The following is a 13,390-nucleotide window of genomic DNA, read 5'->3' as shown; positions in this document are numbered from 1 at the left end:
GTAATAATAAAAAGGTTATATGTCTGAAGAGAGAGTAATAAGAATAAACAAGGTTTTAAGGGAATTAAATATTTCGTTAGAAAGAGCTGTTGATTATCTAAAAGATAAGGGAATTGCTATTGATGCAAATCCAAATGCAAAAATTTCTGATAGCGAATTTAATATCCTACAAAGCCAATTTGCGGGCGATAAGGGGAATAAGGAAGCTTCTAAAGAGGTAGGAGAAGAGAAAAGAAAAGAGAAAGAAGCATTACGTGTTGAACGTGAGAAAGAAATTGAGGACAAACGCAGACAAGACGAAGAGCGCCAAAAACAACAGGAGGTTATAAAAGCGAGAGCAGTTGTAACAGGGCCTGTTCAAGTAGGTAAAATTGATTTAAACCCGAAGAAACCTGCAATTGTTTCTACTACTTCTGAGGAACCGGCTAAAACCGAAGAGCCAAAAGCAGTTGTTACTCCAACTCAACCAGAAAAACCTGTTCAAAAAGAAATTGTACAGCCAGAGCCGGTAGTTGCTCCTGTTGTTTCTGAAGAGAAAAAGGTAGAAAAACCTATTATTACAGAGAAGAAAGAAGTAAAAGTAGAGTCTCCAAAAGTAGCGCAGGAACCAGTTGTTTCAACTGATCCTAACACTGCTGAGGAAATAATTACTACACAATATCAAAAATTATCTGGAACTACTCTTACCGGGCAGACAATTGACTTGTCTCAATTCAATAAGCCTAAGAAAAAGAAAGAAGATCCAAAGATAACTCCTAATAAACCAGGAGCTCCGGGAGCCGGAAATAACGCTAATAAAAATAAGCGTAAAAGAATCGCTCCTAAACCGGGAACTCCGGGGGCACCAAAACCTGCAACAGGTAATGCGCCGGGAACTCCAAACCCTAATAAAATTACACCAAATACTGGTGGAGGAGGTTTTAATGCAAACAGAAGTGCAAGGCCAGGTTTTGTTAAAGGAAACCGTCCTGCAATTGTAGCAAAAGTGGAGCCAACTGAAGAGGAAGTAAAAAACCAAATTAGAGAGACTCTTGAAAAACTTCAGGGTAAAGGTGGAAAATCTAAAGCTGCTAAATACAGAAGAGATAAAAGAGAAACGCACCGTCAGAAATCAGATGATGAGCAAAGAGCACTTGACGAAGGAAGTAAAACAATTAAAGTTACGGAGTTTGTTACAGTAGGTGAAATTGCAATCATGATGGATGTGCCGATTACAAAAGTAATTGGAACGTGTATGTCACTTGGTATCATGGTTACCATGAACCAACGTCTGGATGCTGAAACTCTAACAATTGTAGCAGATGAGTTTGGTTACGAAGTAGAGTTTATCACGGTTGATATCGAAGAAGCTATTGAGGTAGTTGAAGATAAAGAAGAAGACTTAGTGGTGAGAGCGCCAATTGTTACAGTAATGGGTCACGTCGATCACGGTAAAACCTCTTTATTGGATTATATCCGTAAAGAAAATGTTATTGCCGGAGAGTCTGGGGGTATTACACAGCACATTGGAGCATATGGAGTAACTTTAGATAATGGTCAGAAAATAGCATTCTTAGATACTCCGGGTCACGAGGCGTTTACCGCGATGCGTGCACGTGGAGCTCAGGTTACCGATATTGCTATCATTGTAATTGCGGCGGATGATGATATCATGCCACAAACCAAAGAGGCAATCTCTCACGCACAAGCTGCGGGTGTTCCAATTATTTTCGCAATCAATAAAGTGGATAAGCCAAATGCTAATCCGGATAAGATTAAAGAAAGACTGGCAGGTATGAATTTACTTGTTGAAGATTGGGGTGGAAAAATTCAATCACACGATATCTCTGCTAAAACAGGATTAGGAGTGAAAGAATTGTTAGAGAAAGTTTTATTGGAGGCTGAAATTTTAGATTTAAAATCAAACCCAAATAAAGCAGCACAGGGAACTGTTGTTGAGGCGTTCTTAGATAAAGGAAAAGGATATGTTTCTACCATTTTAGTTCAACACGGAACTTTGAAAATTGGAGATTATATGTTGGCAGGTAAGCATCATGGTAAAATTAAAGCTATGCATGACGAACGCGGACATATTGTTAAAGAAGCAGGACCTTCAACTCCGGTATCTGTTTTAGGTCTTGACGGAGCTGCAACTGCCGGTGATAAGTTTAACGTTTTTGAAGACGAAAAAGAAGCGAAACAAATTGCTTCGAAACGTTCTCAATTAATGCGTGAACAATCAGTACGTACACAACGTCATATTACATTGGATGAAATCGGACGTCGTATTGCTCTTGGTCAGTTTAAAGAATTGAACGTAATCCTTAAAGGAGACGTGGATGGATCTGTTGAAGCATTATCAGATTCATTCTCTAAATTGTCTACAGAAGAAATTCAAATTAATATCATTCATAAAGGTGTTGGAGCAATTACTGAAACTGACGTTATGCTGGCTTCTGCATCTGATGCGATTATTATCGGATTTAACGTTCGTCCTGCTGGAAACGCGAGACAGCTTGCTGATAAAGAAGAAATCGATATCCGTTATTACTCTATTATCTACGCTGCAATCGATGACTTAAAAGATGCAATGGAAGGAATGTTAGCTCCTGAGATGAAAGAAGAAATTTTAGGAACTGCTGAAATTCGTGAGATTTTCAAAATTTCTAAAGTGGGTTCAATTGCTGGTTGTATGGTGATGGACGGTAAGATTATGAGATCTTCTAAAATTAGAGTGATCAGAGATGGAGTAGTGGTGCACACAGGTGAACTTGTGGCATTGAAACGTTTCAAAGACGATGTTAAAGAAGTTAGTAAAGGATACGATTGTGGTATTCAGATCAAAGGTTACAATGATATCGAAGAAAGAGACGTTATTGAGGCTTACCATGAAGTAGCAATCAAAAAGAAATTGAAATAATAGTCAATTCAATATTGATATTCAAAAGTCCCAACGAGAGTTGGGACTTTTTTTGTGAGAATATGTAAACGAAGTTTGTAGTGTTTAAAAAAAAACGAGGTGTGATTAATATTTTCGTTTATTTCAATTTTAATGCTATTTTTGATTAAAAAATATTTAATTATGAGAAAATTTATATACGCATTCGTTCTTTCTGTGAGTTTTTCTTTAGTGTCTTTTTCGCAGGAAGCAGTTGAAAAGAGTGCTCCTCCGGCAGGAAATGCTGTAGTGGGAGATCATTACGGTGCCGATGTTTCGAAAATTTCAGAAAGCAAAGCGATCACGGTTGAGAAGTTGAAAAACGACTTAAAAACTACTGATAAGGCTGAAAATATATCAGTGAAAGGAGTTGTGACTGATGTTTGTCCGAAGAAAGGATGCTGGGTTACTGTTAAAACAGAAGATGGATCTTCCTTCTTTGTGAAAATGAAGGACTATGCTTTTTTTGTGCCAACGGCATTAAAAGGTAAAAATGTTGTTTTGGAAGGTACGGCTGAGAAGAAAATCACCTCTGTCGATGAGTTGAAACATTATGCTAAAGATGCTAAAAAATCAAAGGCTGAAATTGATGCGATCAACAAGCCGAAAGAAGAAATTCGATTTATGGCAGATGGAATTAAGGTGGTGAATTAAATGCATTTTTGATTTACTGCTCAATATTTATGTTTTAGAGTCCTGGCTTTTGCCGGGACTTTTTTGTTGGAGTAAAAAAGAGTTTGTTTTGTTTGGGTGATTGGAAGAAGAGGGTGTCTGTGGAAGTAGAGAGTCGGACTGAATAGGGACAAGGTTGTTTGTTGTTTGAAAGAATAAGTTGCTTAATAATTGTTTCAGGTCTGGGGATGTTTTTTTGAGTCCGGGTAATATTTTGTTTCAGTTTGTAAAATGAAACAAGGGTGTAAGGGGGGTAAATTGCGAAATATGGATAATTGATGGAAGGTTATTTGTGTGATGAGGGTGTGTTAAATCGTTTAATGTTGTTGACTCGTCTGCTTGTATCGGTATCTTGAGCTTTTAGATTTGATTTAGGATATGCCAGAAAGTGTTAAAGTGGAATGATTGGATTTGCTTTCTGAGAGCTTTAAGTGATGGAGGATTATCTTTTTCGCATGGGGTGAGATCATTTGAATTCGTCATGAGTATGCATATTGATGTTGGTGAGAGTCTTGTCTGTATGGTGTAATCTTAGGTGTTGGCTAGCTACTGATAAGGGGTGTTTTGGTAATGTTTGGAAAGAAAGATAAGAGGATGTGGAAGATTGTATTTTGTGATCAGAATAAGTTATGAAAAAAGGGCAGCTTCGTTTTGAAGCTGCCCTTTTTTTGATTGTTCTGTTTTAATGAAGTGTTTACTTTCCTGGCTTTAATAGAAAAACATTTTTGTGTCTCTTTTTGATGTCTGCCAGGTTTCTTTCTGCTTCTATTCTGGTCTTGAAATTTCCAACAATAACCTTGTAGTTTGGTGTGTTGAAAATTATGGTTCCATCGATGTTACTGTATTCTCTTTTGAAATCCGATAACGTTTTCTTTGCTTCTTCGCTTTTGCCACTGAAGATTTGAATTTTATAGGTATCGTTTGTACTTATTGATGTGTTAATTTTGCGTTTGTCATTCAATAATTGCTCAAATTTTGGATCTTGATTTAGTGTTAAATTTTGATCCTGAGCTTGAATGTTGTAAGCTAAAGTGATCATTGTTAGCGTGAAGAAAACTCTTTTAGATGGGGTTAAAATTCTCATAATGTGGTGGTTTTTGAGCAAAAATACTATTTAAAATTTGTATGCGAAAATTTGATATTATTTAGAATTGATATAAATTGATATTTAAGACTATTTTAAGGTTTTGAGAATAACACATAAGTCGTATTTTTGTGCAAGTTTTAAAAGAAGGTATTAGTTTTTTGTTGATTTACTACAGAAAAAATCATACCAAAAATTAGTAGATAATTATTATACTATATGAAAAAGGTGGGTAACCATAATTCGATCTCAAGAAAATTGCTGCTTAGCTTATCGCTAACGCTGATTTTCTCCCTAACTTCATTTGCTCAAGATCCAGCTGCTCCTGCGGCGACTGAAGCTGCTGCCGCTCCGGCTGCAACTGCTGGTGGTGATCCGGTAAAAGGGAAAGAACTTTTTAATGCAAATTGCGCTGCATGTCACAAATTAGATGCCAAATCAACAGGTCCTGCTTTAAGAGGAGTTGCTGGAAAGCATGATATTGCTTGGATCTACAAATGGGTTCACAACAGTTCTGACATGATTAAGTCAGGTGATCCTGTAGCAGTAAAACTTTTTGAAGAAAACAACAAGTCAGTAATGACTTCTTTTCCTCAATTATCAACAGGAGATATTGATAATATTATCGCGTATACTTCTGAAGTAAAAGCTGAGCCAGCTGTTGCAGGTGGTGGGGCTGCAACTCCTCCGGGAACTAATGTTGACGGTGGTGGTATTTCAAACAATATTATTTTAGGTGCACTTGCACTTGTAATGGCTATATTGGTTGTGATGTTGTTCATGGTGAACAAAGTATTGACTAAAGTAGCTAGTAATAACGGAATTGTAGTTGCTCCTAAAGAAGCTACGACTCCTATCTGGAAAGCGTTCGCTAGAAACCAGTTCTTGGTATTAGTTACGGCAATATTCTTGCTATTGGCAAGTGGATATTTTGTATACGGATACTTAATGCAAGTTGGTGTGGATCAAAATTATGAGCCAATTCAGCCAATTCACTATTCTCATAAAATTCACGCTGGTGATAACGAAATCAATTGTAAATATTGTCACTCTGCTGCTCGTGTAAGTAAGACTGCTGGTATTCCATCTTTGAATGTTTGTATGAACTGTCATAAAAACATTTCTGAAGTTGCTGAAACTACTGCTACTCCTGAGTACAGCAAGGCATTTTACGATGCACAGATCCAAAAATTATATGATGCAGTTGGTTGGGATAAGGCAAAACAAGCTTATACCGGAAAAACGCAGCCAGTAAAATGGGTTCGTATTCACAACTTACCTGATTTTGTTTACTTCAACCACTCTCAACACGTTACTGTTGGAGGTATCGAATGTCAAACTTGTCACGGTCCTGTGGAAGAATTTGAAATCATGAAGCAATACTCTAAATTAACAATGGGATGGTGTGTTGATTGCCATAGAAAAACTGATGTTAAGATGGAAGGAAATGCATACTATGATAAAATTCATGCTGAACTTTCTAAAAAATACGGTGTAGAGAAATTAACTGCAGCGCAAATGGGAGGTTTAGAATGCGGTAAATGCCACTATTAATCGAATTATTAAGATTTTAATATTTATATACAATGTCATCAAACAAAAAATACTGGAAAAGTGTTGAAGAACTAGAAAATAGTTCTATTGTTGAGGCGCTTAGAAATAACGAGTTTGTTGAAGAGATTCCTACAGATGAATTCTTAGGGAATGCAGATGCTTTAGCTTCATCTGGAACTTCACGTCGTGACTTTTTAAAGTACGTAGGATTTAGTACTGCGGCAGTTACGCTTGCTGCATGTGAAGGTCCTGTGCACAAGTCTATCCCTTATGTTTTACAACCAGAGCAAATCATTCCTGGTGTTGCAGATTATTATGCAACTACTGTATTTGATGGTTTTGATTTTGCTAATCTTTTGGTAAAAACTCGTGAGGGTCGTCCAATTAAAATTGAAAACAATGCAATCGCTGGTGCTAAATTTGCAGCCAATGCAAGAATTCACGCATCTATCTTAGGATTGTATGATAGTGCTCGTTTAAAAGAGCCAAAAGTAGATGGTAAGCAAACTACTTGGTCAGCTGTTGATTTAAAAATTAAATCAAGTTTAGCTGAAGCAAAAGCTAAAAACCAACAGGTTGTATTATTAACAAATACACTTGCAAGTCCATCTACTGAAAAATTAATCGCTGAATTTATTGCTAAAAATCCAAATGCTAAGCATGTTGTTTATGATGCAGTTTCTTCATCTGAGGCTTTAGATGCTTTCCAGGCTGTTTACGGTCAAAGAGCTTTAGTTGATTACGATTTTTCAAAATCTAATTTAATTGTATCTGTCGGTGCTGATTTCTTAGGAGACTGGCAAGGTGGTGGGTACGATAGTGGATATGCAAAAGGACGTATTCCTCAAAACGGAAAAATGTCCCGTCATTTCCAATTCGAATCAAATATGACATTATCCGGAGCAGCAGCTGATAAGCGTGTTCCAATGACTACTGCTGTTCAAAAACAGGCTTTAGTTCAAATATATAACATTATTGCAGGTGCTTCTGTTCCTGTTACTTTAGATGCTGCTTATAAAGCTGAAGTAGTGAAAGCTGCTCAGCAATTAAAAGCTGCCGGATCTAAAGGGGTTCTGGTATCCGGAATTGAAGATAAAAATGCTCAGTTATTAGTTTTAGCTATCAATCAAATATTGGCGAGTGAAGCTTACACTACTGCAGGAGCAAGACAAATTAGAAAAGGATCGAATGCTGTTGTTTCTCAATTAATTAAAGATCTGAATGCTGGAAGTGTTCATACTTTAATTATGAGTGGAGTTAATCCTGTTTACACTTTAGCTGATTCAGCTGCTTTTGTTTCAGGATTGAAAAAAGTTAAAACATCTGTTGCTTTTTCATTAAAAGAAGATGAAACTGCTTCAATTGTTACTGTTGCTGCTCCGGCTCCTCATTATTTAGAGTCTTGGGGAGATTTAGAAATAACAAGCGGAACTTATAGCTTAACGCAACCAACGATTCGCCCTATTTTTAATACCAAACAATTTCAAGATGTTTTATTATCATTAAATGGTGCCGGAGGTACTTTTTATGATTATTTAAAAGTTAATTCTTCAGCATTTACTGCAGGATCTTCTTGGAACAAAGTATTACATGATGGTGTTGCAGTTATTGGATCTTCTGCATTGTCTGGAGGAGCTGTTGATGCTGCTACCGCTGCAAATGCACTTGCAAAATCTAAAGCTGCGGGTGATTTCGAATTGGTATTATATACTAAAACGGGATTAGGAGATGGACAACATGCTAATAACCCTTGGTTACAAGAGTTCCCGGATCCAATTACCAGAGTTTCATGGGATAACTATGTTACTGTTTCTAATGCTGATGCTAAAAAATTAGGATTGTCAAATGAAATCGTTGCTAACGGTGGTTTGAACGGAAGTTATGCTACTATTACTACTGCTGACGGAGCTAAATTAGAAAATGTACCGGTAATTGTTCAGCCAGGACAAGCTGTTGGTACAGTTGGTTTAGCAGTTGGTTACGGTCGTAAGGCAGCGTTAAAAGAAGAAATGCAGGTAGGTTTAAATGCTTACGCTTTATATAAAAATTTCAATAGTGTTCAGTCTGTTTCTATTGCGAAAGCAAATGGAGAGCATGAGTTTGCTTGTGTTCAGGGACAAAAAACGTTAATGGGTAGAGGAGATATCATTAAAGAAACTACCCTTGATGTATTTAACAAAGAAAATGCTGAACATTGGAATCCACAACCAATGGTATCTTTAGATCACCAGGAAGTTAAAGCTACAACAGTAGATTTATGGGAATCATTTGATCGTTCTACAGGACATCACTTTAACCTTTCTATCGACTTAAACGCTTGTACAGGATGTGGAGCTTGTGTTATTGCTTGTCACGCTGAAAACAACGTTCCTGTTGTTGGTAAAGCAGAGGTAAGAAGAAGCCGTGATATGCACTGGTTGCGTATCGACAGATACTATTCTTCTGAAAGCACTTTTGAAGGTGATAACGAAAGAAAAGAAGGAATTGCAGGTTTATCAAGTTCATTATCTACATTTAATGAAATGGAAAAACCAGGAGACAATCCACAGGTTGCATTCCAACCAGTAATGTGTCAACACTGTAACCACGCTCCTTGTGAAACAGTTTGTCCGGTTGCAGCAACATCTCACGGTCGTCAAGGTCAAAACCACATGGCATACAACAGATGTGTTGGTACTCGTTATTGTGCAAACAACTGTCCATACAAAGTACGTCGTTTCAACTGGTTCTTGTACAACAAAAACAGTGAATTCGACTATCACATGAATGATGATTTAGGTCGTATGGTATTAAACCCAGACGTAAACGTTCGTTCTCGTGGAGTTATGGAAAAATGTTCATTCTGTATTCAAAGTACACAAGCTGTTATTCTTCAGGCAAAACGTGAAGGAAGAGTTGTGGCGAAAGATGAGTTTAACAATGCTTGCGCTTGTTCTGCAGCTTGTTCTTCTGGAGCTATGGTGTTTGGAGATGTAAATGATAAAGAAAGCGAAGTTGCTAAGTTAGCAGAAAGCGAAAGAATGTATCATTTATTAGAGCATGTTGGTACAAAACCGAACGTTTTCTATCATGTAAAAGTTAGAAATACTTAGTAAAATTATTAATTAGAAACAATATAAAGGATTATGTCGTCTCACTACGAAGCACCCATTAGAAAACCTTTAGTTATAGGTGATAAATCTTATCACGATGTAACAGTAGATGTAGCTGCACCTGTTGAGGGGCCTGCAAACAAACAATGGTGGATTGTATTTTCAATCGCATTAATAGCCTTCCTTTGGGGATTAGGTTGTATAATTTACACTGTATCTACAGGTATCGGAACATGGGGATTAAATAAAACAGTTGGTTGGGCTTGGGATATCACGAACTTCGTTTGGTGGGTTGGTATTGGTCACGCCGGAACATTAATTTCTGCGGTATTATTACTTTTCCGTCAACGTTGGAGAATGGCTATTAACCGTTCTGCTGAAGCGATGACTATCTTCTCAGTAGTTCAGGCAGGTTTATTTCCAATTATTCACATGGGTCGTCCATGGTTGGCTTACTGGGTTTTACCTATTCCAAATCAATTTGGATCTTTATGGGTAAACTTTAACTCGCCATTACTTTGGGACGTATTTGCAATTTCAACGTATCTTTCAGTATCATTAGTTTTCTGGTGGACTGGTTTATTGCCTGACTTTGCAATGCTACGTGATAGAGCAATAACACCTTTCAATAAAAGAGTATATTCTATCCTAAGTTTTGGATGGAGCGGTAGAGCAAAAGACTGGCAGCGTTTTGAAGAAGTATCTTTAGTACTTGCAGGTTTAGCTACTCCACTTGTACTTTCTGTACACACAATTGTATCGATGGACTTTGCTACTTCTGTAATCCCGGGATGGCATACCACGATTTTCCCTCCTTACTTCGTTGCAGGAGCGGTATTCTCAGGATTTGCGATGGTTAACACCCTGTTGATCGTTATGAGAAAAGTTTCTAACCTTGAAGCTTACATTACACTACAACATATCGAGTTGATGAACATCATTATCATGATCACGGGTTCTATCGTTGGTGTTGCTTACATCACTGAATTATTCGTAGCTTGGTATTCAGGAGTAGAGTATGAGCAATATGCGTTCTTAAATAGAGCTACCGGACCTTACTGGTGGGCATATTGGTCGATGATGACTTGTAACGTTTTCTCTCCACAGTTCATGTGGTTTAAAAAACTAAGAACAAGTATCATGTTCTCCTTCATTATTTCGATTGTAGTAAACATCGGAATGTGGTTTGAAAGATTCGTAATTATTGTTACTTCTTTACATAGAGATTACCTTCCATCTTCTTGGACAATGTTCTCACCAACATTCGTTGATATTGGAATTTTCATCGGAACAATTGGTTTCTTCTTCGTATTGTTTTTATTATACTCCAGAACATTCCCTGTAATTGCTCAGGCGGAGGTGAAAACAATTTTGAAAGGAACAGGAGATAATTATATTAGAGAAAGAGCAGCAAATAAAGATTCACACCATGAGTAATAAAGTAATATACGCCATTTATAATGACGATGATATTTTGATGGATGCAGTAAAGAAAACCAGAGCTGCTCATCATCATATTGAAGAGGTTTTTACTCCATTCCCAGTTCACGGATTGGATAAAGCTATGGGCTTAGCACCAACAAGATTAGCAATTTGTGCATTTTTATACGGATGTGTTGGTATTTCTGTTGCAACATTCATGATGAGTTATATCATGATTCATGACTGGCCTCAGGATATTGGTGGAAAGCCAAGTTTTAGTTTCATTCAGAATATGCCTTCTTTTGTGCCAATTATGTTTGAGATGACTGTATTTTTTGCTGCCCACTTAATGGTGATCACTTTTTACATGAGAAGTAGATTGTGGCCATTCAAACAAGCTGAAAATCCTGATGTAAGAACAACAGACGACCATTTCTTAATGGAAGTTGCTGTAAATGATAACGAAGCAGAATTAGTTTCTTTTTTCGAAGGAACAGGAGCTGTTGAAGTTAAAGTAATCGAAAAGAATTAATTGTAGCTATGAAAAGGATATATAAAATAACACTTTTAGTTGGTATAACTATTTTAGTTTCATCTTGCCACAATAATTCGGCACCAAACTATCAGTATTTCCCAAATATGTATGAATCTGTTGCTTACGAGCCATATACAGAAGCAAAAATATTTAAAGGAGGAAAAGAAGGACAGCTTCCTGTAGAAGGAACTATCAATAGAGGTTTTGAACCTTATGAGTATGAGAATTCAACGGCTGGTTATGAATTAGCGAAAGCAAATTTAAAATCACCTTTGACTGAAGCTGAAAAAAGTTCTGAAAAAGGAAAAGAGCTTTTCGAAATTTACTGTATCAGCTGCCATGGTGCAACTGGAAACGGTAAAGGTAAATTGGTTGAAAGAGAAAAATTTCTTGGAGTACCTAGCTATAAAGACAGAGTTATCACTGAAGGAAGTATCTTTCACGTTGAGACTTATGGTTTAAATGCAATGGGTTCACATGCAAATCAATTAAGTGCCCACGAACGTTGGTTAGTTGCTGACTATGTTCTAAAACTAAAAAGCCAATTATAATTGTTGAACAAACTGATCGTAATAGATATGTATACATTTTCAAGTAAATTAAAAACTTTTTCTATCGTCCTAATGGTTCTTGGCCTATTAGGGATTGGGTATGGTTTTTTAAATGCACCTAAAGATATTCAAGAAGTTGAAAAAATACTAGCTGCAGATGCTCATGGTTCTCATGGAGCTGCACATGGTGAAGCTGCAGAGGCTTCTCATGAAACTGCAGGTCATGAAGCTACAGAAGCTTCACATGAAGGTGCTGCACATGCAGAAGCTCCGGCAGCTTCTCATGATACAGCAGAAGCTTCACATGATTCACTTAAAGGTGCAGCGCACGCAGAAACTCCAGCAGTTTCTCATGAAGCTGCAAAAGTTTCACATGATTCACACGAAGGTGGTGAGCATGCGAAAGTTGATGCCGCAGGGGAACATGAAAAACATTTAGAACACGTATTACACCAATTGCAAAACAAGCCTTGGTCAGCATTATATGTTGCCTCCATTTTCTTCTTGTTGCTTTCTATGGGAGTATTAGCTTTTTATGCTATTCAACAAGTGGCTCAGGCAGGATGGTCTCCGGTTTTATTCAGAGTAATGCAGGGAATCACAGCTTACTTACCAGCTGGTTCTGTAATATTCTTTATCATTTTAGTACTTTGCGGATTGCATTTTAATCACATATTTGTATGGTTAGGAGAAGGAGTTACAGATCCAAAACATGCAAACTATGATGCAATCATTGCTGGAAAATCAGGTTATTTAAACTTTCCTTTCTGGATCGTTAGAGCAGCAATCTTTTTATTAGGATGGAACATTTACCGTCACTATTCCAGAAAGAATTGTTTAGCTCAGGACGAAGCTAATGATGATCTTTACTACAAAAAGAACTTCAAAATCTCTGCGGGATTCTTAGTATTCTTTATTGTTTCTGAGTCTATCATGGCGTGGGATTGGATTATGTCATTTGACCCACACTGGTTCAGTACTTTATTTGCATGGTATGTTTTTGCTTCTTTCTTTGTAAGCGGTATTACTACAATAGCATTGGTTACTATTTACTTAAAATCTAAAGGATATTTAGAATATGTAAATACAAGTCACATTCACGATTTAGCTAAATTTATGTTTGGTATCAGTGTATTCTGGACATACTTATGGTTCTCGCAATTCATGTTGATCTGGTACGCAAACATTCCGGAAGAGGTTACTTATTTCGTAACTAGAATTCAATTATACAACTTACCATTTTTTGGAGCTGTAGTTATGAACTTTTTGTTCCCATTATTAATATTGATCAATACAGACTTCAAACGTCTTAACTGGGTTATTGTAATGGCTGGTGTAGTGATCTTGTTAGGACACTATGTTGATTTCTTTAATATGATTATGCCTGCTACAGTTGGAGATAAATGGTTTATTGGAGTTTCTGAAATTGCATCTATTCTTTTCTTCTTAGGTTTATTTATTTTTGTTGTATTTACTGCATTAACTAAAGCTCCTTTGTTAGCAAAAAGAAATCCTTTCATTGAAGAAAGTAAACATTTTCATTATTAATATTTAAAGAAGTAA

Annotated in this window: 9 protein-coding genes; 8 read left to right on the top strand and 1 reads right to left on the bottom strand. The window is 36.9% G+C overall.

Annotation, left to right across the window (positions count from 1 at the left end):
- Positions 1 to 19 precede the first annotated feature (19 nt).
- The gene (gene infB, locus BHE19_RS02270; RefSeq protein WP_070905784.1) at positions 20 to 2,899 is read left to right on the top strand and encodes a translation initiation factor IF-2; all 2,880 of its coding nucleotides are present in this window, start codon (positions 20 to 22) and stop codon (positions 2,897 to 2,899) included.
- 162 nt (positions 2,900 to 3,061) lie between these two features.
- Positions 3,062 to 3,571, top strand: coding sequence for a DUF4920 domain-containing protein (locus BHE19_RS02265; protein WP_070906556.1), 510 nt, complete (start codon positions 3,062 to 3,064; stop codon positions 3,569 to 3,571).
- Between the two features lie 712 nt (positions 3,572 to 4,283).
- Here the strand turns inward: BHE19_RS02265 and BHE19_RS02260 are convergent.
- The gene (locus BHE19_RS02260) at positions 4,284 to 4,673 is read right to left on the bottom strand and encodes an SPOR domain-containing protein (protein WP_026110154.1); all 390 of its coding nucleotides are present in this window, start codon (positions 4,671 to 4,673) and stop codon (positions 4,284 to 4,286) included.
- A 219-nt stretch (positions 4,674 to 4,892) separates the two neighbouring features.
- On the opposite strand from BHE19_RS02260, the gene BHE19_RS02255 reads away from it, so the two are divergent.
- Genes BHE19_RS02255 through BHE19_RS02230 form a run of 6 tightly spaced genes read left to right on the top strand, consistent with a single transcriptional unit; the run spans position 4,893 to position 13,375 of the window.
- Positions 4,893 to 6,227 (top strand): c-type cytochrome, encoded by a 1,335-nt coding sequence (locus BHE19_RS02255; RefSeq protein ID WP_070905783.1) that lies wholly within the window; start codon positions 4,893 to 4,895, stop codon positions 6,225 to 6,227.
- Between the two features lie 32 nt (positions 6,228 to 6,259).
- Complete coding sequence (locus tag BHE19_RS02250; protein ID WP_070905782.1) at positions 6,260 to 9,319, top strand: TAT-variant-translocated molybdopterin oxidoreductase; 3,060 nt, start codon at positions 6,260 to 6,262, stop codon at positions 9,317 to 9,319.
- Positions 9,320 to 9,352: 33 nt separating this feature from the next.
- The gene (gene nrfD / locus BHE19_RS02245) at positions 9,353 to 10,756 is read left to right on the top strand and encodes an NrfD/PsrC family molybdoenzyme membrane anchor subunit (RefSeq protein WP_017498154.1); all 1,404 of its coding nucleotides are present in this window, start codon (positions 9,353 to 9,355) and stop codon (positions 10,754 to 10,756) included.
- Positions 10,749 to 11,273 (top strand): DUF3341 domain-containing protein, encoded by a 525-nt coding sequence (locus BHE19_RS02240; protein WP_017498155.1) that lies wholly within the window; start codon positions 10,749 to 10,751, stop codon positions 11,271 to 11,273. Before nrfD ends, BHE19_RS02240 begins: the two co-directional genes overlap by 8 nt.
- Positions 11,274 to 11,281: 8 nt before the next feature.
- Positions 11,282 to 11,827, top strand: coding sequence for a c-type cytochrome (locus tag BHE19_RS02235; RefSeq protein ID WP_026110155.1), 546 nt, complete (start codon positions 11,282 to 11,284; stop codon positions 11,825 to 11,827).
- 27 nt (positions 11,828 to 11,854) lie between these two features.
- Complete coding sequence (locus tag BHE19_RS02230; protein WP_026110156.1) at positions 11,855 to 13,375, top strand: hypothetical protein; 1,521 nt, start codon at positions 11,855 to 11,857, stop codon at positions 13,373 to 13,375.
- Positions 13,376 to 13,390 lie beyond the last annotated feature (15 nt).

It is taken from the genome of Flavobacterium tructae (assembly GCF_001853485.1).
In the GTDB taxonomy this organism is placed as follows: domain Bacteria; phylum Bacteroidota; class Bacteroidia; order Flavobacteriales; family Flavobacteriaceae; genus Flavobacterium; species Flavobacterium tructae.
The sequence above is the reverse complement of the archived record's forward strand: the minus strand, read 5'-3'. Positions and strand labels throughout refer to the sequence as shown.